The organism is Rhizobium sp. RM (assembly GCF_013390595.1).
GTDB lineage: Bacteria > Pseudomonadota > Alphaproteobacteria > Rhizobiales > Rhizobiaceae > Agrobacterium.
In genome coordinates this window covers 44,755-71,696 of record NZ_JACAWV010000006.1, presented here as the reverse complement: position 1 = coordinate 71,696, position 26,942 = coordinate 44,755, and the positions used below count along the sequence as shown (strand labels likewise).

At 57.3% G+C, this 26,942-nt stretch carries 24 protein-coding genes; 16 read left to right on the top strand and 8 right to left on the bottom strand.

Annotated features, from left to right (window positions below):
• Nucleotides 1-98 precede the first annotated feature (98 nt).
• Nucleotides 99-1,799, top strand: coding sequence for a 30S ribosomal protein S1 (gene rpsA / locus HWX89_RS04210; RefSeq protein ID WP_138793624.1), 1,701 nt, complete (start codon nucleotides 99-101; stop codon nucleotides 1,797-1,799).
• An 83-nt stretch (nucleotides 1,800-1,882) separates the two neighbouring features.
• Here rpsA and HWX89_RS04205 read toward each other — a convergent pair whose 3' ends face one another.
• The 4 genes from HWX89_RS04205 to HWX89_RS04190 form a co-directional block, all read right to left on the bottom strand.
• Nucleotides 1,883-3,448 (bottom strand): hypothetical protein, encoded by a 1,566-nt coding sequence (locus HWX89_RS04205; RefSeq protein ID WP_138793625.1) that lies wholly within the window; start codon nucleotides 3,446-3,448, stop codon nucleotides 1,883-1,885.
• A gap of 242 nt (nucleotides 3,449-3,690) precedes the next feature.
• Complete coding sequence (locus HWX89_RS04200) at nucleotides 3,691-3,999, bottom strand: hypothetical protein (protein WP_138793626.1); 309 nt, start codon at nucleotides 3,997-3,999, stop codon at nucleotides 3,691-3,693.
• Between the two features lie 48 nt (nucleotides 4,000-4,047).
• Complete coding sequence (locus tag HWX89_RS04195) at nucleotides 4,048-5,289, bottom strand: hypothetical protein (RefSeq protein ID WP_138793627.1); 1,242 nt, start codon at nucleotides 5,287-5,289, stop codon at nucleotides 4,048-4,050.
• Between the two features lie 81 nt (nucleotides 5,290-5,370).
• Nucleotides 5,371-5,997 (bottom strand): ribonuclease D, encoded by a 627-nt coding sequence (locus HWX89_RS04190; RefSeq protein ID WP_138793628.1) that lies wholly within the window; start codon nucleotides 5,995-5,997, stop codon nucleotides 5,371-5,373.
• A 161-nt stretch (nucleotides 5,998-6,158) separates the two neighbouring features.
• On the opposite strand from HWX89_RS04190, the gene HWX89_RS04185 reads away from it, so the two are divergent.
• The 8 genes from HWX89_RS04185 to HWX89_RS04150 all read left to right on the top strand — a co-directional run bounded on the left by HWX89_RS04185 (nucleotide 6,159) and on the right by HWX89_RS04150 (nucleotide 14,682).
• Nucleotides 6,159-6,773 carry a nucleoside 2-deoxyribosyltransferase gene (locus HWX89_RS04185; protein WP_138793629.1) on the top strand — a complete coding sequence of 205 codons (615 nt, stop codon included), beginning with the start codon at nucleotides 6,159-6,161 and terminating at the stop codon, nucleotides 6,771-6,773.
• Nucleotides 6,770-7,519: an SDR family oxidoreductase gene (locus tag HWX89_RS04180; RefSeq protein WP_138793630.1), complete on the top strand. Its 750-nt coding sequence runs from the start codon at nucleotides 6,770-6,772 to the stop codon at nucleotides 7,517-7,519. Before HWX89_RS04185 ends, HWX89_RS04180 begins: the two co-directional genes overlap by 4 nt.
• A gap of 585 nt (nucleotides 7,520-8,104) precedes the next feature.
• A complete protein-coding gene (locus tag HWX89_RS04175; RefSeq protein ID WP_138793631.1) occupies nucleotides 8,105-9,292 on the top strand; it encodes a M24 family metallopeptidase in 1,188 nt (395 codons plus the stop codon).
• A gap of 118 nt (nucleotides 9,293-9,410) precedes the next feature.
• Entirely contained in the window at nucleotides 9,411-11,015 is a 1,605-nt protein-coding gene (locus HWX89_RS04170; RefSeq protein ID WP_138793632.1) for an ABC transporter substrate-binding protein, read from the top strand.
• Nucleotides 11,016-11,078: 63 nt separating this feature from the next.
• Nucleotides 11,079-12,086 carry an ABC transporter permease subunit gene (locus HWX89_RS04165; RefSeq protein WP_138793633.1) on the top strand — a complete coding sequence of 336 codons (1,008 nt, stop codon included), beginning with the start codon at nucleotides 11,079-11,081 and terminating at the stop codon, nucleotides 12,084-12,086.
• Nucleotides 12,083-12,997 (top strand): ABC transporter permease subunit, encoded by a 915-nt coding sequence (locus HWX89_RS04160; RefSeq protein ID WP_138793634.1) that lies wholly within the window; start codon nucleotides 12,083-12,085, stop codon nucleotides 12,995-12,997. Before HWX89_RS04165 ends, HWX89_RS04160 begins: the two co-directional genes overlap by 4 nt.
• Nucleotides 12,998-13,000: 3 nt before the next feature.
• Complete coding sequence (locus tag HWX89_RS04155) at nucleotides 13,001-13,840, top strand: ABC transporter ATP-binding protein (RefSeq protein ID WP_138793635.1); 840 nt, start codon at nucleotides 13,001-13,003, stop codon at nucleotides 13,838-13,840.
• Nucleotides 13,837-14,682, top strand: a complete 846-nt coding sequence (locus tag HWX89_RS04150; RefSeq protein ID WP_138793636.1) for an ATP-binding cassette domain-containing protein — start codon at nucleotides 13,837-13,839, stop codon at nucleotides 14,680-14,682. Before HWX89_RS04155 ends, HWX89_RS04150 begins: the two co-directional genes overlap by 4 nt.
• A gap of 73 nt (nucleotides 14,683-14,755) precedes the next feature.
• Here HWX89_RS04150 and HWX89_RS04145 read toward each other — a convergent pair whose 3' ends face one another.
• The gene (locus HWX89_RS04145) at nucleotides 14,756-16,225 is read right to left on the bottom strand and encodes a mannitol dehydrogenase family protein (RefSeq protein WP_138793692.1); all 1,470 of its coding nucleotides are present in this window, start codon (nucleotides 16,223-16,225) and stop codon (nucleotides 14,756-14,758) included.
• A 77-nt stretch (nucleotides 16,226-16,302) separates the two neighbouring features.
• On the bottom strand, nucleotides 16,303-16,977 hold the full coding sequence (locus HWX89_RS04140) for a GntR family transcriptional regulator (RefSeq protein ID WP_138793637.1): 675 nt from the start codon (nucleotides 16,975-16,977) through the stop codon (nucleotides 16,303-16,305).
• A 246-nt stretch (nucleotides 16,978-17,223) separates the two neighbouring features.
• Here HWX89_RS04140 and HWX89_RS04135 point away from each other — a divergent pair, with 246 nt between their 5' ends.
• A complete protein-coding gene (locus HWX89_RS04135) occupies nucleotides 17,224-18,342 on the top strand; it encodes a mandelate racemase/muconate lactonizing enzyme family protein (protein WP_138793638.1) in 1,119 nt (372 codons plus the stop codon).
• An 18-nt stretch (nucleotides 18,343-18,360) separates the two neighbouring features.
• On the opposite strand, the gene HWX89_RS04130 is transcribed toward HWX89_RS04135, so the two are convergent.
• Together HWX89_RS04130 and HWX89_RS04125 are read right to left on the bottom strand one after the other, a co-directional pair.
• On the bottom strand, nucleotides 18,361-19,383 hold the full coding sequence (locus tag HWX89_RS04130) for an LLM class flavin-dependent oxidoreductase (RefSeq protein WP_138793639.1): 1,023 nt from the start codon (nucleotides 19,381-19,383) through the stop codon (nucleotides 18,361-18,363).
• A gap of 131 nt (nucleotides 19,384-19,514) precedes the next feature.
• Entirely contained in the window at nucleotides 19,515-20,432 is a 918-nt protein-coding gene (locus HWX89_RS04125) for a LysR family transcriptional regulator (protein WP_138793640.1), read from the bottom strand.
• Between the two features lie 227 nt (nucleotides 20,433-20,659).
• Between HWX89_RS04125 and HWX89_RS04120 the strand changes: the two genes are divergently transcribed.
• The 6 genes from HWX89_RS04120 to HWX89_RS04095 all read left to right on the top strand — a co-directional run bounded on the left by HWX89_RS04120 (nucleotide 20,660) and on the right by HWX89_RS04095 (nucleotide 26,934).
• Complete coding sequence (locus tag HWX89_RS04120) at nucleotides 20,660-21,868, top strand: ABC transporter substrate-binding protein (protein WP_138793641.1); 1,209 nt, start codon at nucleotides 20,660-20,662, stop codon at nucleotides 21,866-21,868.
• Nucleotides 21,869-21,879: 11 nt separating this feature from the next.
• Nucleotides 21,880-22,665, top strand: a complete 786-nt coding sequence (locus HWX89_RS04115) for an ABC transporter ATP-binding protein (RefSeq protein WP_138793642.1) — start codon at nucleotides 21,880-21,882, stop codon at nucleotides 22,663-22,665.
• A 1-nt stretch (nucleotide 22,666) separates the two neighbouring features.
• Nucleotides 22,667-23,368 (top strand): ABC transporter ATP-binding protein, encoded by a 702-nt coding sequence (locus tag HWX89_RS04110; protein ID WP_138793643.1) that lies wholly within the window; start codon nucleotides 22,667-22,669, stop codon nucleotides 23,366-23,368.
• 2 nt (nucleotides 23,369-23,370) lie between these two features.
• Nucleotides 23,371-24,258 (top strand): branched-chain amino acid ABC transporter permease, encoded by an 888-nt coding sequence (locus HWX89_RS04105; protein WP_138793644.1) that lies wholly within the window; start codon nucleotides 23,371-23,373, stop codon nucleotides 24,256-24,258.
• A 1-nt stretch (nucleotide 24,259) separates the two neighbouring features.
• Nucleotides 24,260-25,264: a branched-chain amino acid ABC transporter permease gene (locus HWX89_RS04100; RefSeq protein ID WP_138793645.1), complete on the top strand. Its 1,005-nt coding sequence runs from the start codon at nucleotides 24,260-24,262 to the stop codon at nucleotides 25,262-25,264.
• Nucleotides 25,265-25,338: 74 nt separating this feature from the next.
• On the top strand, nucleotides 25,339-26,934 hold the full coding sequence (locus HWX89_RS04095; protein ID WP_138793646.1) for a GMC family oxidoreductase: 1,596 nt from the start codon (nucleotides 25,339-25,341) through the stop codon (nucleotides 26,932-26,934).
• The last annotated feature ends 8 nt before the right edge of the window (nucleotides 26,935-26,942 follow it).

Below are 26,942 nucleotides of genomic sequence, written 5' to 3'. Positions count from 1 at the left end.
GAAAGCCTTTTGATAAGGCGGGCATGGGTTCGGGTATTATCAACACTAGCCCACCGGCGCTTCTGTATCCGTTAAATCGGATGCACTCAGGAGATTTCATGTCAGTATCTACCCCCACGCGCGAAGATTTCGCAGCCCTCCTCGAAGAATCCTTTGCCTCTAACGATCTCGCCGAAGGCTATGTTGCCAAAGGTATCGTAACGGCAATCGAGAAGGACGTTGCTATCGTCGACGTCGGTCTCAAGGTCGAAGGCCGCGTTCCGTTGAAGGAATTCGGTGCGAAGTCCAAGGACGGCACGCTGAAGGTCGGCGACGAAGTCGAAGTTTACGTTGAGCGTATCGAAAACGCTCTCGGCGAAGCCGTTCTGTCGCGCGAGAAGGCTCGCCGCGAAGAGAGCTGGGTCAAGCTCGAAGCCAAGTTCGAAGCTGGCGAGCGCGTCGAAGGCGTTATCTTCAACCAGGTCAAGGGTGGTTTCACCGTCGATCTGGATGGCGCTGTTGCCTTCCTTCCGCGTTCGCAGGTCGACATTCGTCCGATCCGCGACGTAACGCCGCTGATGCACAACCCGCAGCCCTTCGAAATCCTCAAGATGGACAAGCGTCGCGGCAACATCGTTGTTTCGCGCCGTACGGTTCTCGAAGAGTCCCGTGCCGAGCAGCGTTCTGAAATCGTTCAGAACCTCGAAGAAGGCCAGGTTGTTGACGGCGTCGTCAAGAACATCACCGATTATGGTGCGTTCGTTGACCTCGGCGGCATCGACGGCCTGCTGCACGTTACCGACATGGCATGGCGCCGCGTCAACCATCCTTCGGAAATCCTCAACATTGGCCAGCAGGTCAAGGTTCAGATCATCCGCATCAACCAGGAAACCCACCGTATCTCGCTCGGCATGAAGCAGCTCGAGTCCGATCCGTGGGATGGCATCTCCGCCAAGTACCCGGTTGGCAAGAAGATCTCCGGTACCGTCACGAACATCACCGACTACGGTGCATTCGTTGAGCTGGAGCCGGGCATCGAAGGCCTCATCCACATTTCCGAAATGTCCTGGACCAAGAAGAACGTACATCCCGGCAAGATCCTGTCCACGAGCCAGGAAGTTGACGTTGTTGTTCTCGAAGTCGATCCGTCCAAGCGCCGTATCTCGCTCGGCCTGAAGCAGACGCTGGAAAACCCGTGGCAGGCATTTGCCTACAGCCATCCGGCCGGCACTGAAGTTGAAGGCGAAGTTAAGAACAAGACCGAATTCGGCCTGTTCATTGGCCTCGAAGGCGATGTCGACGGCATGGTTCACCTGTCCGATCTGGATTGGAACCGTCCGGGCGAACAGGTCATCGAAGAGTTCAACAAGGGTGACGTCGTCAAGGCTGTCGTTCTGGACGTTGACGTCGAGAAGGAGCGTATCTCGCTCGGCATCAAGCAGCTCGGCAAGGATGCTGTCGGCGAAGCCGCGGCTACCGGCGACCTGCGCAAGAACGCAGTTGTTTCCGCTGAAGTCATCGGCGTCAACGATGGCGGCATCGAAGTGAAGCTCGTAAACCACGAAGACCTCACCTCGTTCATCCGTCGCGCTGACCTTTCCCGTGACCGTGACGAGCAGCGCCCTGAGCGCTTCTCCGTTGGCCAGGTTGTCGACGCTCGCGTTGTCAACTTCTCGAAGAAGGACCGCAAGGTCATGCTTTCGATCAAGGCTCTGGAAATCGCGGAAGAGAAGGAAGCCGTTGCTCAGTTCGGTTCGTCCGACTCGGGCGCTTCGCTCGGCGACATCCTCGGCGCGGCTCTGAAGAACCGCGGCGAGTAATCGTCATACCGCTTGAAATGAAGAACCCGCCGGAGCAATCCGGCGGGTTTTTTGTTGGGTCGATTTAAAGGTTCAAGACCAGTTCAGACAATGCCACCCATGCGTAGATAGTAGGCCTCGGCAGTCTCGTCGCGCATTCCGTCGGAATCATCGTCTTCGGGAGCCGCTTGCATTTCGTCATTTGCCGCAGCACGCTCTTCGAGATCATCCCCGGCGCCCTGGTCCGGCGGTTCATCTTCCGCCTCGCCCTCCGAGAAAGGCCCGTGGCCGCGATGCGGGGTCTCCGATTCCGGTTCGTCTTTTGCCAATGGGTAGGAAACGAAGGGCAGGGTTGTTCCCTCTTTTGCCAGCAGAGAGGCAACAAGCGGTTGGGCAGCTGCCTGTTCGAGAAAGGCGGCTTTGCCGTCCAGCTCCGCCGCCGTTCTGGCTGCCACCTGAGCATGCGGATGCTGTGCCGGCGTTTCTGGCTCTGTTGTTGGCTGTTGCGCTGCGAGTGTCGTAGCCTTGGGTTTTTCGCCGGATTGCTCTACCGCCGGTTCCAAGACGGTTGAGGGAGGAGCCGGTAAGGGCTGTTCGTTGCCGGCCGATGCGATGAGCGTCTTGCCGGTCAGTGCCGCAAACAGCAAGCTTTCCGTTTCCTTGATCGGGAGTGCTATCTGGTTTTGAAGGGCGTTCAGCGCATTTCGAATTTCGACACGCTGCCGTGTTGCTGCCTCATGAGCCTGCGTGTGGGACGGGGTTGGCCGAGTTTCCGTTTTCGCGATGTCGTCGGGGCGCAGATGTGCGGCAGCCGCTTTGACACCGTCCGCTGGTGTCTGCTGCCGATCTGATCTTATTGCAGCTTCGGAGGCAGCAGCCGCTTTTCCAGATTGCGGCTGCTGTTCGAGACCGTCTGCTTCCTGAGCCTCAGCTACTAACGGCAAGTCCGGCATAGCGGCCATTCGCGCAACGATCGCTTCCTTCATCGGAGCGGCAAGTTGTGTGAATTGGTTGAGGACCTGTGCGACGAGACGGTTTGCCGGGCTGCTTACCGGGCTGCTTGCCGCGGGCTGACTGGTCACTGGACCATTGCCTGACTGCTCGCTTTGAGAGGGCCTTGCCGCATCTGGCATCCGTGGCGGTTGCGGCTGCGAAGCTGGTTGGTCGATCCTGTTATTTTGCTGATAAGAGGTGACGACCGCCTTTGCGGCGAGATCCAGGCCCTTGTAGCGCGACATTTCAATGAGCAGGGCCAGGCGGGCGGCATCCGGGCCGGCTGGATTTTTGAGAATCTCCGCCAGCATGGAGAGGGTAAGTCCCTGAAGCGCTTTACTGACCTGCTGTTCAAGCGCTGCGCGTTGGGCTGGGCGCAAGGCGCGCAGAGCTTCCGTCAGGCGTGCCACATAGGTTTCGATTGCCTCACCATCCTTGCGTGGAAGGTTCATCAGTTTGCCGAGCGTTTCCGACAGAATGAAGGTACTGCGAGAGAGCTGATATTCACTGGCAAGTGACGCGATCGTCGCCTTGGCAAAGAGGCTGCCACCGCTTTCATCGCCGACAGGGGTGGTCGAGACCGTGGAGCGTACGACCGGTTGCGTTTTTCCGGCCGACAAGGTCGTCGAATTATACGAGGCATCTGCTGCAGGCACTTTCGGTACAGGCGGTAACATGGTGCGCTCCGTTCGTATCGATAACCGCCGCTGATCATTCAGAGGAGTACGCGCTGGCGATATGGCCAGAGTTCACAAGTGTCGCGACGGTGATGCACAGGTGTCATCTCGCCCGCTCATGCGGGAGCGTTGTGTGCGCAACGTTGAAAAATGCCCGTTGCCTTGCAGCACACAGAATCATCAAACTCCAGACTGCGTCGTCGAGGTTAAGATTTAGCTAACCATGCAATCCCAGCAGGTGTTTACGGAGAAATGCCGATGAACATGCGGTAGAGGCCATTGTCATCCGAGTTGACCGACGAAATTCGATCTGGCTCAAAGGCATTGATCTCGGTCGCTTGTGAGGGTAGCGCATCCAGCCAGCTTGCTTTTGGAAAGCTTCTTTCGGGCCGCAAAGACGCCATTTCGGTTGGCCTGGTTTGGTCGTCCTCCCCGGTCAACATGTCGTCGTTCGGCGCCAAAGATGGCGCGGCCAGGGAGAGGAGGGCGCTTGCAGTATTCTCTTCGGCCTCATGGCCTTCGTCACCGGATACCCCGGGCGTATGGGACATTGTTGAACTCACATCATGTTTCGCTCAAATGTCACGGGCAAAGTGCCGTCAGGCGGCTTTCCTCCGCAACAGTTCATAGAGGCCATCTTCATCGATGGATATCGGCAGAATATTTTTTTGGCTTTCGGTAATAGCCGCCTGTGCGTCGAGCAACTGTTCCGCCTCGTCAGCTTGGCCGGCTGCTGTCGAGGCCGAGATTTCGGCTGGCGCATCATCCACCTCGCCATCTGCAGGCTTATTGGCATTGCCGTCGTTCGACACGGCTGACAGGATGGAAATCATCGCCAGTTCGCCGTCAGTACTGGCAGCACCGGTCTGCCGTGTCTCGACAGGATTTTCATCCTTCGCCGTTTCGTTCTGTTCTTTCACCGCATCCTGAAGTTTCTGCACCTCGTCCAGCTTCCCGCTGGCATCAAGGGTCTTGATGTCGGCTTCCCGCTCGGCGGCGACCTCCGCATCATTGACTTCGCCGATGCGATTACTGCCCCGTTCGGCTTGCAGCTCTTCCCTGGTTTTTGGGTCGGCAACCTCTTCGAGGCGCTGAATGACCTTCAGCGTTTCGCGGCTGGTAAGGCCATTGCTTTGGGCCTGTCTATCGAGCGCATCTTTCAAAGCGCGCGCTTCGTCGCCCCAGGGATTGGCGATAGCCGCAATCATTGCGTTCGCACTCATGCCAAGGGCTTTGAGGCCGGTTGATTCTTCGAGGTCATCGGTGCTCTTGGGCAAAGTTGCCCTGGCTGCCATGATGGCCTTTGTCATCTGGTCGCCAAAATCGTCTTCCTGGCCGGTAAGGCCTGCACCTTTGGCAATGCGTGCTGCGAGCGAAGCCATCGGGTCTGTTTCGCTGGTCACCGCGCCATTCATGACATCGATAACCTGAGCTTCGGAAACACCGAAAGATGTCAGAGAAATCTTGATGGCGTTCCCCTGTGAATCACGTTTCGCGAAACTGTCGGTCAGAACAAGGGCGTCGTTCAGCCTCTGTGCAAAGGCGCGGTTCGTTTCGTCGCTCTCCTGCGTCACTCCAAGAGCTGAGGAGAACCGGGCCATCAAAGAGGCGAAGGCATCCGGATCGGCTCGCATGGCGCCGAAAAGATAGGAGCTGATCTTTTCGTTGGCGACACGATGCGATTGGTCCGGCTGCGGTTGTGTAGCCCTGACCGCGTCGTCTTTCTTCGTGCCTTTTGCTTTTTCCTGCTCTTCCCGCTGGCGGTCCTCGATCGTCTCGATCATGGAGCGCATGAGATCGCTGACACCGATTCCGGCTGCCTGCTGAAGAGGGGTAATCATCGCGATGAATTCCGGCCGCTACGTAAAGTTGCGACCGAGACTAGGCCATTGCGGTAAACCGGGCGTTAAGGTGTGCCTTCATCAACTGTGGGCGAAAATGTCGGTGTCTTCCCAACCGAGAAGGTCGAGTTTGGCGCGGGTCGGCAAAAACGCGAAGCAGGCCGTTGCGTGCTCGATGCGGCCATCACGCACAAGGCGTTGTGTCAGCTTGTCACGCAACGCGTGCAGATAGAGCACGTCCGAAGCGGCGTATTCAAGCTGCGCGGGAGAAAGCCTTTCTGCTGCCCAGTCCGATGATTGTTGTGCCTTGGAGATGTCGACTTCGAGCATCTCTTTCAAATTGTCTTTCAGACCATGCCGATCGGTATAGGTACGAGCAAGGCGGGACGCGATCTTCGTGCAGAAGACCGACTCGGTGGTAACGCCAAAGCTATGGAAAAGCACGGCAATATCGAAGCGGCCATAATGGAAGATCTTCTGCCGAGATGGATCGGCAAGCATGGCGACGAGGTTGGGAGCTTTCGTCTGTCCAGCCGCGATACGGATGATATCCGCCGTGCCGTCTCCGGGCGAAAGCTGCACGACACAAAGACGATCGCGGCGCGGTACGAGCCCAAGTGTTTCCGTATCAACAGCGATTGCGCCGATGTAACGGGCGGCATCCGCTTCTGAAATATCGCCTTCGTGATAACGGATGGGCGCAGGCATTAGCTTCTCCAGAGATATCGTGTTTGCTGTACCGGCTATAACCGAAAGGGCTCAAAGGCGATACCGTTTTATCGTTCGCGCACGTGTGCCGGATGCTTGCCTTTGGCAACCTTCGCGGGTTAGGCTCCGCCACTTTCCTTTTCAAACCTATGAAATTTTCGATGACAAAAAAAATCTATCTTGCTGGGCCTGAAGTCTTTCTGCCGAATGCCCGTGAAATGCTCGACCTCAAAGCCGCGCTCGCGCGGGAAGCAGGTTTTATCCCACTTTCGCCGGGGGATCTGCAGATTCCGCCCGCCGATACGAAAATCCAGCATGGCTGCAACATCAACGATGTCGACGAGCAGATGATGCTTGAGGCCGATGCCGTTATCGCCAACCTGACCCCGTTTCGAGGCATCGCCGCCGATACCGGAACCAGCTACGAACTTGGCTTTATGTGTGCTCTCGGAAAGCCGGTCTTCGCCTACACGAATGTCGCAGACAGTCACTTCAGCCGCATCACGGCTTATTACGGCGGCGTTGCGAGCCAGGACGAAACCGGCCGTTTTCGTGGACCGGACGGGTTCTCGATCGAGAATTTCGATATGGCGGACAACCTCATGTTGCATGGCGGCATCTTGAGACGTGGCGGCGTGGTGATTTTGGGTCAGGCACCGGAAGATGAATTGTATACGGACGTGGAAGCCTTCAAGCGCTGTCTTGCAGTCGCGGCGGAAAAGCTTCTTCATTCCCCCGATACCGACAGAAAGAATGTAGCGGAGACACTTGCATGACCGGAACCATTTTCATCACGGGCGCGACATCCGGCTTCGGACAGGCCACAGCGCGGCGCTTCATCGCGGAAGGCTGGAAAGTTGTCGGTACCGGTCGTCGAGCAGAACGGCTCTCGGCACTGTCGGAAGAACTCGGCGCCAATTTTTACGGTGCAGTCTTCGACATTACTGATGAAGATTCCATGCAGAAAGCAGTTGCCAGCTTGCCGGCAGATTTCCGCGACATCGATGTCCTCGTCAACAATGCCGGCCTGGCACTCGGCACTTCACCGGCACCCCAGGTGCCGCTGAAAGACTGGCACACTATGGTGAACACCAACATCACCGGCCTTTTGAACATTACCCATCATCTGCTGCCGACGCTGATCGAGCGCCGGGGAATGGTGGTCAATCTTGCCTCCGTCGCCGCGACATATCCCTACCTTGGCGGCAACGTCTATGGCGGGACCAAAGCATTCCTGCGGCAGTTTTCCCTGGGGTTGCGTTCCGATCTGCACGGTAAGGGTGTCCGCGTGACATCAATCGAGCCGGGCATGTGTGAAACCGAGTTCACGCTTGTGCGTACCGGTGGCAATCAGGAAGCGTCGGATAATCTCTACAAGGGTGTCAATCCGATCACGGCGGACGATATCGCCAATACGATCCACTGGGTCGCCTCGCAGCCCAAGCACATCAATATCAACAGCCTCGAATTGATGCCGGTCAATCAATCTTTTGCCGGTTTTCAAGTCTATCGCGAGAGCTGAGCGACGCAGTTCGCTACGTAGTTGATGAAAAACCGTGCAGCGATTTTTCAGCCATGCAGAAATGCATTGCTGCATTGCGAGAGTTGCTCTGTTAAAATTCGCAAATGCGACTATATTTAAATCATCTAACGGCGCACTCCTCCTCCCAGCGCCGTTAGATGTGGATCGACGGTACTCCTCCTCCCAATCGTCGATCAAGTTTGAAGCCTGCCGCACCTCCTCCCGCGGCAGGCTTTTTCCTTTTTAGGGCTTTCCAAAATTCTCGTTTGGACACGGCTCGGATGGCGATCTCAAGTCATCCGGCTCTTTGCTGTCGTGGTTGCTCCAGCCACTCTGTCCCTGCCGGCTTCGGTAGTGCGCCGGCTGGCGATGAGATTTTTGTCGTGTCGTCAAGGCGAGCTTTCATTTGGATTGAAGTCTGGCGATCACGTTTTCGTTATGTCTAGATAAATATGCACAGTTTTGTGGCCGGCCGTGTTCCCGGCCCATTGCCTCGCCAATTGCGTGTGTTATGCATGTGCAAAAGAACGCTTGGGAGGTTACCGGCACGTTGGTGCTTGTGTGCCCAAAAGCGACGGGGAGAGAATGGCAGACTTTATAGAAGCGCTTAAGCGCTTTCAGCCGGTCGCGGTAGCGCCGATCGCTGAAGACGAATTGAGATTGCGCGTCCGCAATCTGCAAATGCAAATGATCCAGAACAACGTTAAGGCCGTTTGGCTCGATGCTTCGTCATCGTTGACCTATTACACTGGCCTGTCGCTCGGATTGTCTGAACGAATCCATGGCGCTCTGGTGCCGGCTGACGGTGAATTGATCTACGTCAGCCCGACTTTCGAAGAGCCCAAGCTGCAGACGCTGATCCGTATTCCGGGTAACGTTGCCGTATGGGAAGAAGACGAGAGCCCGTTCGACCTGATGGCAGACCGCTTTCAGGCTTTGGTTTGTCCCGGAAGCTTCCTCGCAATCGATCCGGCAACACCCTTCGTTTTTGCTTCTGCCTTGATGCAGCGCCTGGAAGGGCGTGTGATTTCAGCCCAGCCGATGATCGTCAGGCAGCGGCAGATCAAGTCTGCAGCGGAAATCGCCATCATCCAGACCGCGATGGACGCCAGCTACGGCGTGCAAAAGGCCGTTTTTGAGAACCTGCGCGCCGGTGTTTCAACCACCGAAGTCGCTGACTTCGTTAATGCTGCCCACATCGCGCTTGGCCTCAAGCCGCTTTTCGTTGCTGTTCAGTTTGGTGAGGCGACTGCCTATCCGCACGGTGTTCCTTATGCCCAGACGCTGAATGACGGCGATATGGTTCTGGTCGATCTCGGCGGAATACTGCACGGCTATCGCTCTGATATCACACGCACATATGTCTTCGGTCAGGCCACCGGCCGCCAGCGTTTCATCTGGAACGCCGAACGCGATGCGCAGGCTGCGGCTTTTGCTGCAGCAAAAAATGGTTTTGCCTGTTCGCAGGTGGATGCGGCTGCGCGTCAGTCGCTGACGGATGCGGGCTTTGGCCCCGGTTACACCGTTCCAGGACTGCCCCATCGCACCGGGCACGGACTTGGACTGGATATTCACGAAGAACCATATATCGTTGCAGGCAATGAGACGCCGCTTGAACCTGGCATGTGCTTCTCCATTGAGCCGATGCTGTGCGTTTATGGGGAGTGCGGTGTCCGCCTCGAAGATATCGCATATATGACGGAGGCCGGGCCACGGTGGTTCTGCACTCCGGAAACGAACCTCGATCGGCTCTTTCAGCCGGACGCAAGGTAATTGGTCGGGAGGCAATAAGTCCGATCGGCAACGCGCATCACGTGTTGTCGCTGACCAGGCAAAAAGGCCCGTCAACGGGCCGAAACAGGACTCAGATAAAGAGGGAAAGGACCACCAGATGAAAACGCTGACCCGCAGTTTGCTGATCGCTTCTGCGATTGCGATCACTTCCGCCATGCCCGCCATGGCGAAAACCTTCGTTTATTGCTCCGAGGCTTCGCCCGAGGGCTTCGATCCGGCGCCTTACACTGGCGGCGGCACCTTCGATGCGTCGGCGCACCCGGTCTTCAACCGTCTTGTTGAATTCAAGAAGGGCACGACCGAAATCGAGCCTGCACTTGCTGAAAAGTGGGAAGTTTCCGCTGACGGCCTGGAATACACCTTCCACCTGCGCAAGGGCGTGAAGTGGCATTCCAACGACAAGTTCACGCCGAGCCGCGACTTCAACGCTGATGACGTGATCTTCAGCTATGACCGCCAGGGCAACGACAAGAACCCGTGGCATCAGTACATCGCCGGCATCACCTACGAGTATTATTCCTCGATGGAAATGCCGTCGCTGATCAAGGAAGTGACCAAGGTCGACGACTACACCGTCAAGTTCGTCCTGAAGCACCCGGAAGCTCCGTTCCTTGCGAACATCGCCATGCCTTTCGCTTCGATCGTCTCGAAGGAATATGCCGATACGCTCGACAAGGCCGGCACGAAGGAAGACTTCAACAACTCGCCGATCGGCACGGGTCCGTTCAAGTTCGTCGCTTACCAGAAGGACGCGGTTATCCGCTACCAGAAGAACGCCGACTATTGGGGCACCGCACCGAAGATCGACGACCTGATCTTCGCAATCACGCCGGACGCTGCCGTTCGTCTTCAGAAGCTTAAGGCTGGCGAATGCCATCTGATGCCTTACCCGGCACCGGCTGACCTCGACGCCATCCGCGCCGATACCAACCTGAAGCTTGACGAGCAGTCCGGCCTTAACGTTGGTTACCTTGCCTACAACACCACGGTTAAGCCGTTCGATGATCCGAAGGTTCGTAAGGCCCTCAACATGGCCATGAACAAGCAGGCGATCATTGACGCCGTGTTCCAGGGCAATGGTCAGGTCGCAAAGAACCCGATCCCGCCGACAATGTGGTCGTACAACGACAGCATCAAGGACGACGCATACGATCCGGAAGCCTCCAAGAAGCTTCTCGAGGAAGCAGGCGTCAAGGATCTGTCGATGAAGATCTGGGCGATGCCGGTACAGCGTCCTTACATGCCGAACGCCCGTCGTACCGCCGAGCTTCTGCAGTCGGACTTCGCCAAGGTTGGCGTCAAGGTCGAGATCGTTTCCTACGAGTGGGGCGAATACCTGAAGAAGTCGATGGAACCGGGCCGTGACGGCGCCGTCATCCTCGGCTGGACGGGCGACAATGGTGACCCGGACAACTTCCTCAGCGTTCTGCTGTCTTGCGCTTCGGCTCAGCCGGGCGGTGCAAACCGCGCTTTCTGGTGCAACAAAGAGTTCTCCGATCTCCTGACCAAGGCAAAGCAGACGAGCGACGTTGCTGAACGTACGAAGCTCTATGAGCAGGCGCAGGTCGTCTTCAAGGACCAGGCTCCTTGGGCAACCCTCGACCACTCCACTCAGTACGTGCCGATGCGCAAGAACGTAACGGGCTTCCAGATGAGCCCGCTTGGCGACTTCGTTTTCGACACCGTTGACATCACGGAGTAATCCCAAACAACAGGACGCGCGGGAGAACCATGTTCTTCCGCGCGTCTTTTCAGGAAAAAGACCATGATCCGGTTCATTCTCGGCAAACTTCTCTATCTCGTTCCGACGTTCCTCGGGATTACCATTGTCGCTTTCGCCTTCGTGCGCGTGCTGCCGGGCGATCCCGTGCTGCTGATGGCAGGCGAGCGTGGTATTACGCCCGAACGGCATGCACAGCTTGCCGAACAGCTCGGCTTCAGCCAGCCTGTCTGGCAACAGTACCTTCAGTTTCTAGGGCGTCTCCTGCAGGGCGATCTTGGTAATTCGCTTGTCACGAAGAAACCCGTTCTGACCGAGTTCCTGTCGCTGTTTCCTGCGACGGTCGAGCTTGGCCTCGTCGCCATCATCATCGCAACCGCAATCGGCGTTCCTGTCGGCGTTCTCGCTGCAATCCGTCGCGGTTCCTGGTTCGACCAGATCTCCATGACGACGGCTTTGGTCGGCTTTTCGATGCCTATCTTCTGGTGGGGGCTTCTGCTCATCATCATGTTCTCCGGTATTCTTCAGTGGACGCCGGTGTCAGGACGCATCTCGCTGATGTATTTCTTCCCGTCTGTCACCGGCTTCATGCTGATCGACAGTCTGATTTCCGGGCAGAAAGGCGCCTTTATCTCGGCGTTGTCGCACCTGATCCTGCCATCGGTCGTGCTTGCCACGATCCCGCTTGCGGTCATTGCGCGCCAGACGCGTTCGGCAATGCTGGAAGTGATGGGTGAAGACTACGTCCGCACGGCTCGTGCCAAGGGCATGTCGCCTGCACGCGTCGTCGGCATTCACGCATTACGCAATGCCATGATCCCGGTCATCACCACCATCGGCCTGCAGATTGGCGTGCTGATGGCGGGTGCCATTCTGACCGAAACCATCTTCTCCTGGCCGGGTATCGGCAAGTGGATGATCGATTCCATCTCGCGCCGCGACTATCCGGTGGTGCAGAGCGGCCTGCTTCTGATTGCGGGTATGGTAATGGTCGTCAACCTGCTCGTCGATCTGACCTATGGCCTCATCAATCCAAGGATCCGTCACAAATGAGCAATGTGACCACGACCCAGGGCGTCAAGCTTTCTGACGCCGCCATTCGCCGCCGGATGATCGCCGATTTCTGGTTCTATTTCCGCCAGAACCGCGGCGCCGTCATCGGCCTTGCCGTGTTCATCCTTTTGGTGCTGGTTGCGGTTTTTGCACCGCTGCTTGCACCGCATGATCCGACCCAACAGTACCGCGATGCGCTTCTGATCCCGCCATTCTGGCAGGAAGGCGGTCGCGCCGGCTTCTTCTTCGGAACAGATGCAGTTGGCCGCGACATGCTTTCGCGCCTGATCTACGGCGCGCAATATTCGCTGTTCATTGGTATCGTCGTTGTTTCCATCGCGCTGGTGGGCGGTATTGTCATTGGTCTTATCGCCGGTTTCTTCGGTGGTTGGGTGGATGCCGTTATCATGCGCGTCATGGACGTCATCCTGGCGTTCCCGTCGCTGCTTCTGGCGCTGGTTCTGGTTGCGATCCTCGGGCCAGGCCTCACCAACGCAATGATTGCCATCGCCATCGTCTACCAGCCGCACTTTGCGCGTCTGACACGCGCGGCGGTGATGAGCGAGCTTCGTCGTGAATATGTCACAGCGGCACGTGTGGCTGGTGCCGGCAATATGCGTCTGATGTTCAAGACCATCTTGCCGAACTGCCTCGCGCCCTTGATCGTTCAGGCAACGCTGTCTTTCTCGTCGGCGGTTCTGGATGCGGCGGCGCTCGGCTTCCTTGGCATGGGTGCGCAGCCGCCTTCGTCCGAATGGGGCACGATGCTTGCCGAAGCGCGTGAATTCATTCTGCGCGCATGGTGGGTTGTAACCCTTCCCGGTCTCGCGATCCTGATTTCCGTGCTCGCGATCAACCTCATGGGCGACGGGCTGCGTGATGCGCTCGACCCGAAATTGAAGCGGAGCTAACGAATGAGCCTGCTGAAAATCAAAAACCTCACGGTCAAGTTCGCCACCGCGACCGGTTCTTTTACTGCCGTTGACGGCATTGACGTCTCGGTCGACAAGCACGAAGTGCTGGCGATCGTCGGTGAATCCGGTTCGGGCAAATCGGTGTCGATGCTGGCCGTCATGGGCCTGCTGCCCGATACGGCGATGATTACTGCCGACGAAATGACTTTCGACGGCAAGAACCTTCTGGCCCTGTCGCCGCAGGAGCGCCGCAAGCTGATCGGCCGGGAGATCACAATGATCTTCCAGGAGCCGATTGCCTCGCTCAATCCTTCTTTCACGGTCGGTTTCCAGATCGAGGAGGTGCTTCGCCTCAACCTCGGCATGAGCGGTTCTGCGGCACGCGCCCGTGCTCTGGAACTGTTTAAGGCGGTTGGTATTCCTGACCCGGAAACCAAGCTCAAGGCCTATCCGCACCAGATGTCTGGCGGTCAGTGCCAGCGCGTCATGATCGCCATCGCCATCGCCTCGAAACCACGCCTGCTCATCGCCGATGAGCCGACCACGGCACTCGACGTGACGATCCAGAAGCAGATCCTCGATCTCTTGATGAAGCTTCAGGAAGAATACGGCATGGCGCTGATCCTGATTACCCATGACATGGGCGTCGTTGCAGAAACGGCTGACCGTGTCGTGGTCCAATACAAGGGTCGCAAAATGGAAGAAGCGGATGTTCTGAGCCTGTTCGAAGCACCGCAGCATCCTTACACCAAGGCGCTGCTTGCCGCGCTGCCGGAAAATGCAACCGGTGACCGTTTGCCGACGGTATCAGACTTCTTCGGCAAGGAGGGCGTACAATGAGTGTTGTCGTCGAAGGTAAGGGGATTACCCGCGATTACCACGTTCCGGGTGGCATGTTCGGCGGTTCCAAGATGGTGCAAGCGCTGAAAGGCATCGATTTTGCCGTTGAACGTGGCAAAACGCTGGCCATCGTCGGTGAATCCGGTTCGGGAAAATCCACGCTTGCGCGCATCATTGCGCTCATTGACCCGGCATCGGGCGGTGAGCTGAAGATCGAAGGGCAGGCGGTTGATATCGCCAAGCGTCGTCCTGGTCCCGATATGCGCTCCAAGGTGCAGATGGTGTTCCAGAACCCTTACGGTAGCCTCAATCCGCGCCAGAAGGTTGGCGATGTGTTGATGGAGCCGCTGGTGATCAATACGTCCGTCCCAGCCGCCGAGCGTCGCGAACGGGCAGAAGCCATGCTGGTCAAGGTTGGTCTTGGCCCGGAGCACTTCAACCGTTATCCGCACATGTTCTCGGGCGGTCAGCGCCAGCGTATCGCCATCGCACGCGCGCTGATGCTGAACCCGACGCTGCTGGTTCTGGACGAGCCGGTTTCTGCGTTGGACCTATCGGTTCAGGCGCAGGTTCTGAACCTGTTGGCCGATCTTCAGGAAGAGTTTGAGTTGACCTACGTTTTCGTCAGCCACGATCTTTCCGTGGTGCGTTACATTGCTGATGACGTGATGGTGATCTCAAAGGGTGTCGCGGTAGAGCAGGGCACGCGAGAGGAACTGTTCGCAGATCCGAAGCATCCCTATACACGCCAGCTTTTTGCGGCGACTCCGATCACGGATGTCGATGCCATTCGCGCTCGCGTCGAGCGCCGCAAGGCCGCACGCATTGCCGCTACAGCCTAAGCATTTGTTTTGGCAAAGACGAAACAGGCCGGTTTTCCGGCCTGTTTTTTTGTGCGCTGATTTTGCAAGCGATTCACGGCTTCAGAAAACTGCTTACAGCGGCAAGCGCACCATTGTCCCTGACATGACGATATGCAGTTTTCAATTCTGCAACGAAGGCTGTGTTATCAGGAAGGTCTTCACCAAATGTCCGGGTGAAGCCCAGAAAGCGGTCGATGACGTCGTCCGGCTCCATCCGTAGCTGGTCGGGTGCATCCCATTCATTGAACACTGGATCCAGGATCGTAATCGGCTCGCCGTTTTCATCGATCGTCGCGCAGGATCGGACCCAGAGCGCGACGGCGAGCACAAGGGGTCGGCTATCCGCCTTGAACGCCAGCAGCTCTCGCAGCGGCGCGAGGACGCGCAGCGGCAGCTTCTGCGAGGCATCCGAGGCGATCTGCATGGTCTTGTGTTGAAGCGCGGGGTTGCCAAAGCGCTCGCGTAAACCGGCCGCAAATGCCTCTCCGTCAACGGCGGCACTGAGTGTTTGTTTCACAGCATGCCAATAGGCATCAATAAAGCGCCGGATCGCAGGTTCGCTCCATGCATCAGCGACGGTGGCGAGCCCGGCGACCTGGCCGGCTGCCGCAATGGCGCTGTGTGCACCGTTCAGCATCCTGAGCTTCATATGCTCATAGGGTTCTACGTCGGCAACGAACTCCACACCGGACTTTTCAAGCGCTGGTCGTCCGTGTGGAAAGCGATCTTCAATGACGAAGCGGAAGTAAGGCTCAGCGACGACGGGCCAGGCGTCTTCAACGCCAAGGGCCGCTTTGATGCTTTCGCGATCAAGGCTGGTGGTTGCTGGAACGATCCTGTCGACCATTGAACAGGGGCAGGCAATGTTTTCGCCGATAAAATCCGCCAGTTCGGGTTTGGCCAATCTCGCATATTCCAGCAGCAGCTTTTGCAAGACACTGCCATTGGATGGGAGATTGTCACAGGACAGAAGCGTAAGTGGCACAGAACCTTCTGAAAGCCTGCGCTGTGTGGCGGCGAGAATGAAGCCGTATATGGTTCGCGGCTTGTCGGGATTTGCAAGATCGTGGACGATATCCGGATGATCGCGCAGCAGGGTCTTGCTGGCAAGATTTGTAACGTAACCTTTTTCAGTCACGGTCAGCGTCACAAGCCTGACACCTGGATCGGACAAACGGGCGATGAGTGTCTCGGGTGCCTCGGGCGCGACGATTGTTTCGACAATGGAGCCGATGATGCGCAGCTTCTGGCCATCTGCATCGCGCAGGCTGAACGTGTAGAGATTGTCCTGAGGTTCGATTGCATCGCGTGTGTCTGCACTTCTGAGCGATGCGGCCACAATGCCCCATCCGGTCTCGCCCCACGCGAGGCAGTCATCGATAAAAACCGCCTGATGGGCGCGGTGGAAGGCCCCGACACCGAGGTGAACGATACCCGGTGTGACCGCGTCGCGATCATAAAGGGGGATTTCGACGGATTGAGGCAGATAGGAAAGGGTTTTGGCGGAAAGCCGTTCTGACATTGGCAGCGTCGTGGCTTTCGGATTTTCAAACGGCAATTCTGTTTCCTCCCAGTTGTCTTTATCATGCTAGCCGGCAGCTATCCCCCGTTCTGCTTCAGCAGACGGATCTGGCGCAGCGTGTTTTGCCGGCTGCGCTCCAGGTGGCGCCACAGTGCATCGACGATCTGTGCCTTGCTTTTGGCACCCACCGCATCTGCGATATTCTGGTGCTCATCGACAGAACGGCTGTAGTCACCCAAAATCGAGACGAAAACGGTGTGCGTCTGGTCGAGGATGCGCTCATGCGAACCGGAAATGACGGGAATATTGGCAGCACCGACAAGCAGGCTGTGGAACGAACGATCATAGAAAAGCGCCTGTGATAGGTCGTCCAGGCTGGTGCCTTTTGAGAAAGCACGATGTTTCTCTAGGCTTTCCAGAAGTTTTGCATGGAGGGTGTCGTTCAACTGCCCGGCGTCGAATGCCACTTCGACCGCACCTTTTTCGATAAGCATTCTGGCGGCGTAGAGTTCCTCAACATCCTCAATGCTGAAATCCCGCACCACCATGCCGCGGCGGGATGAATTGACCACGAGCCCATCCGCCTCGAGCTTGAGACAGGCTTCTTTGATCGGAGTTGGACTTATTCCGAGATCTGCGGCGAGTTCGTTGGGAAGCAGTCGCTCCCCGCCACGCAACCGCCCACTGACGATACGCGAACGCAGTTCCTGGTGGGCCTGTTCGGCAAGAGTGACTTTGACCAAGCTGTTCATGCAAACATCATTGCTCAACCATAAAAGATCGGCAATCCTTCGAAATTAAAAATAAAAAATTTTTTATTTTCTATGATCGATAGTTTGCGTTAGTTCTTATGTCTACGCTCACGGCTTCTGGGAGGAAGGCTGCTGAGTTTGGTCAAGAGGTTGGTTTGACGGTTTGCGGCCCGTTGCGGGCGCGGCCTTTTCACGTCCGCCATGCTCCTCCCGAGATGATTGAGCGCAAGGGAGTGAGTGTGCCTTATGAAAATCAAGTCGGTCGAACCGTTTATCCTGCACCTGCCGTTAACCTCGGCATCCATTTCAGATTCTACCCACAGCATCACCCACTGGGGCGTCGTTGGCGCCAAGATCGTAACCACTGATGGCCTAGAGGGGTATGGCTTTACCGGAACGCATGCGCACCTGCCTTCCGATCGACTGATTACCTATTGCATCAGCGATTGTTATGCTCCCTTGCTCATTGGCGAAGATGCATCCGATCATTCCCGACTGTGGACGAAGCTGGCGCGTTATCCCTCGTTGCAGTGGGTTGGGCGTGCTGGCATCACGCACCTTGCGCTGGCGGCCATCGATGTGGCTCTTTGGGATCTGAAGGCGAAGAAGGCTGGCGCTCCGTTGTGGCACTATCTAGGCGGTGCAAGAACCGATCGGCTGGAAGCCTACAATACCGATATCGGCTGGCTCTCCTTCAACCTGGAAAATCTGCTGGCCGGGAGCGCAAAGGCCGTGGAAGAAGGTGGGTTCACACGCCTCAAGATCAAGGTCGGGCACGACGATCCGAATGTTGATGTCGAGCGTCTTGCTGCTGTCCGCAAGCGCGTCGGTTCATCGGTCAGGATTGCTATCGACGGTAACGGCAAATGGGACTTGCCGACCTGCCAGCGTTTCTGCGCCGCCGCCCGTGATCTCGACATTTATTGGTTCGAGGAGCCAATGTGGTATGACGACGTGACGAGCCATGCGCGGCTGGCGCGCAACACGTCGATCCCCATTGCGCTTGGCGAGCAGCTTTACACCGTCGATGCCTTCCGCTCATTCATTGATGCCGGTGCGGTCGCTTACGTTCAGCCGGATGTGACGCGGCTCGGTGGCATAACCGAATATATTCAGGTCGCCGATCTGGCGTTGGCACACCGGTTGCCCGTGGTGCCGCATGCCGGCGAAATGAGCCAGGTGCACGTGCATTTGAGCTATTGGCACCCGGCCTCGACCATTCTCGAATACATCCCCTGGATCAAGGACCATTTTGAGGAACCGGCCAATGTGGTTGATGGTGTCTACAAACGCCCGCAACAAGCGGGCGCCAGCACGACGCCGCTTGCCGCAAGCATGGAGCGTTACGGCAAGCCGGTCAGGTGAGGTGATGCCACCAGGCGATTAACGCCAGCCGAGGGCCGGGGCCACCTGCTTCAGGATCGTTTCGATCACGTGCGTGTTGTACGCGACGCCGAGTTGGTTCGGTACGGTCAGAAGCAGCGTGTCGGCCTCGGCGATGGCCTCATCGGCCTTCAGCTGCTCGATAAGCGCTTCCGGCTCGGCCGCATAACTGCGCCCGAAGATCGCCCGCGTTTTGTCGTCAATGAAGCCGATCGAGTCATCTTCCTTGTTGCCGTAACCGAAATAGGCCCTGTCCATATCGTTGACGAGAGCGAAGATACTACGGCTGACCGAGACGCGTGGTTCGTGTGCGTGACCTGCTTCTTTCCAGGCGGCTCGGTAGGCCCTGATCTGCTCGGCCTGCTGGACGTGGAACGGCTGACCCGTCTCATCCGTCTTCAGCGTCGAGCTTTGCAGGTTCATGCCAAGCTTTGCGGCCCATTCGGCGGTCGCATTCGAGCTTGAACCCCACCAGATGCGCTCGCGCAGGCCATCCGAATGCGGTTCCAGCCTGAGGAGGCCTGGCGGGTTGGGGAACATCGGCCGTGGATTGGGTTGTGCGAAACCTTCACCTTTCAAAAGTTCAAGAAAGACTTCGGTGTGCTGGCGCGCCATATCCTCTTCAGTCTGGCCTTCCGCCGGGCGATAGCCGAAGTAGCGCCAGCCATCGATGACCTGTTCCGGCGATCCGCGACTGATGCCAAGTTGCAGGCGCCCTCCCGATATCAGATCGGCGGAGCCGGCATCCTCGGCCATGTAGAATGGGTTCTCATATCGCATGTCGATGACGCCGGTACCGATCTCGATCGTCTTCGTTCTCGCGCCAACCGCAGCAAGCAGCGGGAAGGGCGAGGCAAGTTGCCGGGCGAAGTGGTGTACGCGGAAATAGGCCCCGTCAGCTCCAAGTTCTTCGGCTGCAACCGCAAGGTCGATCGATTGCAACAGCGTATCCGCGGCTGAGCGCGTTTGCGACTGGGGAGAGGGCGTCCAGTGCCCGAACGACAAAAATCCGATCTTTTTCATGATGGCCTTCGAAACGTTGGAGGAGTACCGGCAAGCCGGTATCGTTGTTGCCTGTCATATAGGCATCGCTCCCCCTTATCCAATCCAGCAATCGGAAACAGGGTGTCGCTGAAATGTGAACGACAGGATGCTCAGATGAGGGTTTTACGATCGAGCACGAACAGCTTCTCGTGGGCGCGAACCGTGTTCAATATGAAGTCCATCAAGGACCGTACGCGTGGTACATCGGCAAAGTCGTGATGGCTTGTCAGCCAGTAGCCACGCCGCAACTCCACCTCTTCCGGCAGAACCATCTGCAGGTCAGGGAACCGTGCCGCTATGAAGTTCGGCAGGATGCAAAGGCCGCGACCGCCGAGGGTTGCAGTCAGCTGCGCAAAGATGCTGGAAGACTGAAAATTGGGTCTCAATCCCGGCAGCACGTCCCGCATGTAATCGAGACCAGGCGAAAAGATCAGATCCTGTACGTAACCAATGAAGAAGTGGTCGAGAAGGTCTTCGCGGCGGGTGATTTTTGGCCGGCCGGCGAGGTAAGAGCGCGATGCGTAGATGTGCAGTGTATATTCGATGATCTGTTCATTGACATAGGGACCAGCTTTCGGCGGGTCAAGCGTCACTGCCACATCGGCTTCCTTTCTGGAAAGGGCCATGATCTGCTGGATCGTCACCAGTTCCACCATGATGTGGGGATGGGTGGCGGCGAAGTCGTTCAGTTTTTCAACAAAGAAAAAATTGGAAAAACCTTCCGGAGCACTCAGCCGTACGACACCGCGAAGCAGGCTGCCGCTTTCGGAAATATCCGACTGCAGTCGCTCTGCTTCAGCCTCGATGCGCTCGACGGTATCGACTAGCCGACGCCCCACATTCGTCAGTTCATAACCACGCGGATTTCTCTCGAACAGCTTGGTTTTAAGAGAGAATTCCAAGCGGTCGATGTGGCGGGAGACGGTGGCATGACTGGTCCGCAGGCTGCGGGCTGCGGACGAAAGCTGACCGGTTCGCGCGACAGCGAGAAAATATTGCAGGTCGTCCCAAGTGAAAGGCGTCGCCATATTGTTCCCGAAGAAGTGACTTCTGTTCAAAAATGAACAGTTCCTGTTCGCAATTTGATGATGCAGCCGTCTTGTGTCAACGCGCGAATTCGAGAAATCTAGGCTCAGGATGCATCGCTTTGAGGAGGGCGATGTGACCATTTCAGTGCAGATCGGAGCAGGTGCTCCGTTCACGACTGCACAAGTTGGATCTGAGGCTCGCAATCGATCTCTGGGAGGAGAAGTCAATGCGCAAGAGCATTATTTTGTCTACGGCCATGGTGTTGGCCGCGGGAACTGCCGCTTATGCCGCCGATCTTTCGGATGGCAAGGTCAAGATCGGCATCCTGAACGACCAATCCGGCGTCTATGCCAACTTCGGTGGCAAGTATTCTTTCGAGGCCGCCAAGATGGCGGTGGAGGATTACGGCGGTAAGGTGCTGGGCGCACCGGTTGAAGTTGTGACCGCCGACCATCAGAACAAGGCTGACGTTGCATCCAATATTGCCCGTCAGTGGTACGATACCGAACAGGTCGATTCCATTATGGAACTGACGTCATCGTCGGTTGGTCTTGCCGTGCAGGCACTGTCCAAAGACAAGAAGAAGATCACGATCAACACCGGTGCCGCAACAACGGAGCTGACCGGCAAGCAGTGCAGCCCCTATGGTTTCCACTGGGCCTACGATACCTATTCTCTGGCTGTCGGAACCGGTGGCGCGCTGGTAAAACAGGGTGGCGATAGCTGGTTTTTCCTGACCGCTGACTACGCCTTTGGATATTCGCTGGAAGAAAACACCAGCAATTTCGTCAAGGCCAACGGCGGTAAGGTTCTCGGTTCGGTACGCCATCCGTTGGCAACCACCGACTACTCGTCATTCCTGCTGCAGGCACAGTCCTCTGGCGCCAAGGTCATCGGGCTTGCGAATGCCGGCCTCGATACGTCCAACGCTATCAAACAGGCGGCGGAGTTCGGTATTGTTGCCGGTGGCCAGCGCCTTGCGGCCCTGCTCTTCACCCTCGCAGAAGTTCACGGTCTCGGCCTGGAAGCAGCACAGGGCCTGACGCTTACCGAAGGTTTTTACTGGGATCGCGATGACGAGTCCCGCAAGTTCGGTGAACGCTTCAAGGAGCGTACCGGAGCGATGCCGAACATGGTTCATACTGGTACTTATTCGGCGGTCCTCCATTATCTGAAGGCCATCGAGAAGGCCGGCACGGATGATGCGGATGCCGTGGCCGAGGCCATGAAGGAAATGCCTGTCAACGACGTCTTCGCAAAGGACGGCCATGTAGCTGCCAACGGCCGGATGATTCACGACATGTACCTCATGGAAGTGAAAAAACCGGAAGAAAGCAAACAGGCCTGGGACTACTACAAGGTGCTCGCCACCATTCCCGGCAAGGAAGCCTTCATGGACCCCGCCAAGAGCGGTTGCTCTCTGGTAACGCAATAAGGGAACATTCAATGACGATCGCTCCCGTCCTTGCCAGACAGGAGGACCACCGCGTCGTGCTTTCGGCGCGTGGGCTCTCCAAGACTTTCGGCGCATTCGCGGCCGTGAAGAACGTCGATCTCGACGTCGAACATGCCCGCGTGCATGCCCTGATTGGTCCGAACGGCGCGGGGAAAACGACGGTCTTCAACCTGTTGACCAAGTTTCTCCAGCCCTCGGGCGGGACGATCACCTTCATGGGAACGGATATAACAAAAACGCCACCGGACAAGGTGGCGCGGCTCGGTCTCGTGCGTTCCTTCCAGATCTCGGCGGTGTTTCCGCACCTTACGGTTCTGGAAAACGTACGGGTCGCGCTGCAAAGGCCAAACAATCTCGCCACGCAGTTCTGGTTGCCGCTCTCCTCGCTCGACACGCTCAATGCACGCGCTGAAGAACTGATCAGCATGGTCGGGCTGACGCGTGAAAAAGACGCGCTCGCCGCCGATCTTTCCTATGGGCGCAAGCGCGTGCTGGAAATTGCAACCACGCTGGCGCTCGACCCCAAGGTTCTGCTTCTGGACGAGCCAATGGCAGGAATGGGCGGCGAAGACGTTGCGCATGTCGCGGACCTCATCCGCGAAGTCGCAAAGACCCGCGCCGTCTTGATGGTCGAACACAATCTCAAGGTCGTGGCGGATATCTGCCACCATGTCACAGTGCTGCAACGCGGAGAGATCCTCGCGGAAGGGGACTACGCCGCAGTTTCCGCCGATCCGCGCGTGCGCACGGCCTATATGGGTACGGAGGAAGCCTGATATGGCGGCACTTCTCGAAGTTTCAAATCTGAAATCCTGGTATGGCGAAAGCCAGGCGCTCCATGGCGTCGATCTCACGGTGGGTGAAGGCGAGACCATCACCATTCTCGGGCGCAACGGCGTTGGAAAGACCACCACGCTGCGCACCATCATGGGCATCATCCGCAATCGCAAGGGCACCATCAAGCTTGCAGGCAAGGACATGATGCCGGTGCCGCTGCATCGGACCGCAAAACATGGCATCGGCTTCGTTCCTGAAGAACGGGGTATCTTCGCGACCCTGAGCGTCGAGGAAAACCTCAAGCTTCCGCCGGTTGTGTCCGAGGGTGGTATGAGCCTCGACGAAATCTACGAGCTTTTTCCCAATCTCTACGAACGCCGGGGCAGCCCGGGAACGAAACTCTCTGGAGGCGAGCAGCAGATGCTGGCTATGGCGCGCATATTGCGTACCGGCGTCAAGGTTCTGCTTCTCGACGAGCCGACAGAAGGGCTGGCCCCCGTCATCGTTCAGCGCATCGGCGAGGTTCTGCAAAAACTCAAGAGCCGCGGCATGACAGTGGTTCTCGTTGAGCAGAATTTTCGCTTTGCGAGCAAGATCGCCGATCGCTTCTACCTGATGGATCATGGACATATGGTCGGCGATTTTCCGGTTGGCGAACTGCCTCATCGTATGGGCGAGCTTAACAAAGTGCTGGGGGTTTAACGATGACGATGATCTTCGGCATTCCTGTGCAAGCCCTGTTGGGCCAATTGCTCGTCGGCCTCATCAACGGCTCGTTTTATGCGTTGCTGTCTCTCGGCCTCGCCGTCATCTTCGGCCTGCTGCGCGTCATCAACTTCGCCCACGGCGCGCAATATATGCTCGGTGCGTTCGTGGCCTTCCTCGGGCTACAATATTTCGGCATCAATTTCTGGGTCGCGCTGGTGGTGACACCGCTTGTCGTGGCGTTGTTCGGCGCCATCATTGAACGGTTTATGCTGTCGCGCCTCTACGATCTTGATCCGCTCTACGGTCTGTTGTTCACCTTCGGTCTGGCGCTTGTGGTGGAAGGGACTTTTCGCTGGCTTTATGGCGCGGCCGGTCAACCCTATTCGGTTCCGCCGCAGTTAGCAGGTGGCACCAATCTGGGCTTCATGTTCCTGCCGAACTACCGTGCCTTTGTCGTTGTCATTTCCCTTATCGCCTGCATCGCGACATGGGCGCTGATCGAAAAGACCCGTCTCGGCTCCTACCTGCGCGCTGCAACGGAAAACCCGACGCTTGTCCAGGCATTCGGCATCAACGTGCCGGTTCTTTTGACCCTGACCTACGCGCTTGGAGCCGGGCTTGCCGGGTTCACCGGTGTGCTGGCCGCACCGATCTATCAGGTGTCGCCTCTCATGGGCACCAACCTCATCATCGTGGTGTTTGCCGTGGTCGTGGTCGGCGGCATGGGATCGATCATGGGTGCCATCGTGACAGGCTACATGCTCGGCATTGCGGAAGGACTGACCAAGGTCTTCTATCCGGAGGCCTCAAACATCGTCATCTTCGTCATCATGGCCTTTGTGCTTCTCATCCGCCCCGCCGGACTTTTCGGAAAGGACGCCTGATATGTCCAAAGCCATTCAGAACTCTGCTGCTGCCTTGCCTCATACGGAAGTGTCTACGACGGCTGGAACCATCCGGACGGCGTTGATTGTTGCCGGCCTTGGGGTACTGGTTGTCGCGCCGATGTTCATCTACCCGATCTTCCTGATGAAGCTCTTGTGCTTTGCGCTGTTTGCCTGCGCCTTCAATCTGCTGATCGGTTATACGGGTCTCCTGTCGTTCGGCCATGCGGCGTTCTTCGGCGGCGCGGCCTACTTCACGGCCTATTCTGTGAAGGAATGGGGTGTGACACCGGAGATCGGTCTCGTCATTGGCATGGCCGGGGCTGCCCTTCTTGGTCTGGTCATCGGCTTTTTTGCCATCCGGCGTCAGGGCATATACTTCGCCATGATCACGCTTGCCTTGTCGCAGATGTTCTATTTCTTCTGCCTGCAGGCGCCGTTCACGCACGGGGAAGACGGCCTTCAGGGCGTGCCGCGCGGCCACCTCTTCGGGATCATCGATCTCAACACGACAAACAGCATGTACTACACGGTGCTGGCCGCTTTTGTGATTGCACTGCTGGTGATCTGGCGTTTCGTCAACTCGCCCTTCGGCATGATCTTGAAGTCGATCCGCGAGAACGAGCAGCGTGCCATTTCACTGGGTTACAGTGTCCAGCGCTACAAGCTTGGTGCCTTCGTAATGTCGGCAACACTTGCGGGTCTGGCGGGTGGTCTCAAGGCGCTGGTTTTCCAGTTCGCGACCTTGACGGATGTGACCTGGCAGATGTCTGGCGAAGTCATTTTGATGACGTTGCTCGGTGGCATCGGAACCATGATCGGGCCAATCTTCGGCGCTGGTCTTGTCGTTACTCTCCAGAACTATCTGGCGACATCTGATTTTCCGGTGACGATCATCACCGGTCTCGTCTTCATGGCCTGCGTGCTGGTCTTCCGCCGTGGCCTGATTGGCGAATTCTACGCCTCACGCATCGGTCGGAAACTCGGTTTCCAGCATCGGGGCTAGGTTTTGTGAAAACGGAATGAATGGTCTGGCTCGTGCCGTTTTCGGCGCGGGAGCGGGACCGCACGGAGAAAAGCATGGGCGAATATGACTATATCGTCATCGGAGCGGGCAGCGCTGGCTGCGTTCTCGCCAACCGCCTCTCGAAAGACCCGAACAATCGTGTGCTCTTGCTGGAAGCCGGCGGCAGCGACAACTATCACTGGATCCACATTCCGGTCGGTTATCTCTACTGCATCAACAATCCGCGTACCGACTGGTGCTTCAAGACGGCGGAAGAACCGGGACTGAATGGCCGGTCGTTGATTTATCCGCGGGGCAAGGTTCTTGGTGGCTGCTCATCCATCAACGGCATGATCTATATGCGCGGTCAGTCGCGTGATTATGACATGTGGCGTCAACTGGGTTGCGACGGTTGGGGCTGGGACGATGTACTTCCCTATTTCGTCAAGTCGGAGGATTTTTATCGCGGCAAGAGCAGCTTGCATGGGACGGGCGGCGAATGGCGGGTGGAAAAGGCACGTGTTCGCTGGGATGTGCTGGACGCATTTCAAAAGGCCGCCGCAGAAGCTGGAATTCCCGCGACGGATGATTTCAACAGAGGCGACAATGAGGGTGCAGGCTACTTTGACGTAAACCAGCGTTCGGGTTGGCGCTGGAACACCGCCAAGGCCTTTCTGAAGCCGGCGCGTGGCCGTGCCAACCTGACCGTTCTCACCAAGGCGCATGTGCGACGGCTTATTATCGAAGAAGGTGCGGTCAAGGGGGTGGAGTTCCATCATGACGGCGTGGCGAAGATAGCGCGCGCACGCAGGGAGACCGTTCTCTCCGCAGGCGCGATCGGTTCGCCCCACATTCTTGAATTGTCGGGTGTCGGGCGCGGCGACGTGCTGCAGAAGGCAGGGATCGACACGGTGTTGAACGTTGAAGGCGTTGGCGAGAACCTTCAGGACCATTTGCAATTGCGCATGATCTACAAGGTTTCAGGAGTGTCGACACTGAACGAAAGGGCGTCGACGTTGTTTGGAAAGGCTCGTATCGGTTTCGAATATGCGCTGAGCCGTTCCGGCCCGATGGCGATGGCGCCGAGCCAGCTAGGCGTCTTCACACGCTCTTCTCCCGAGAAGGAGACGGCCGATCTTGAGTATCATGTGCAACCGGTATCTCTGGATAAGTTCGGCGAACCGGTTCACACATTTCCTGCGATCACCGCCAGCGTCTGCAACCTGCGCCCTGAAAGTCGAGGCTCGGTGCACGTCAAAGGTCCTGATTTCGCCATGCAACCAGAAATCCGGCCGAATTATCTGACGACGGAAGGCGACCGTCAGGTCGCAATCGATGCTATGAGGCTGACCCGTCGGATTGTCGGGCAGCCGGCTTTCTCTCGGTTTAGACCTGAAGAATACAAGCCCGGTCCGTCCTATGAAAACGACAATGATCTGGCGCAGGCGGCAGGCGATATCGGCACGACGATCTTTCACCCGGTCGGCACGCTGCGCATGGGCTCCGATCTCGAGAGCGTCGTCGACGCCCGTCTTAAATTTCGAAAACTTCGTGGATTGCGGGTGGCGGATGCGTCGATCATGCCGCGGATCACCTCAGGAAACACCAATTCGCCGACGATCATGATTGCGGAAAAAGCCGCCGACATGATCCTCGCGGACAATCGATAAGAGGAAAA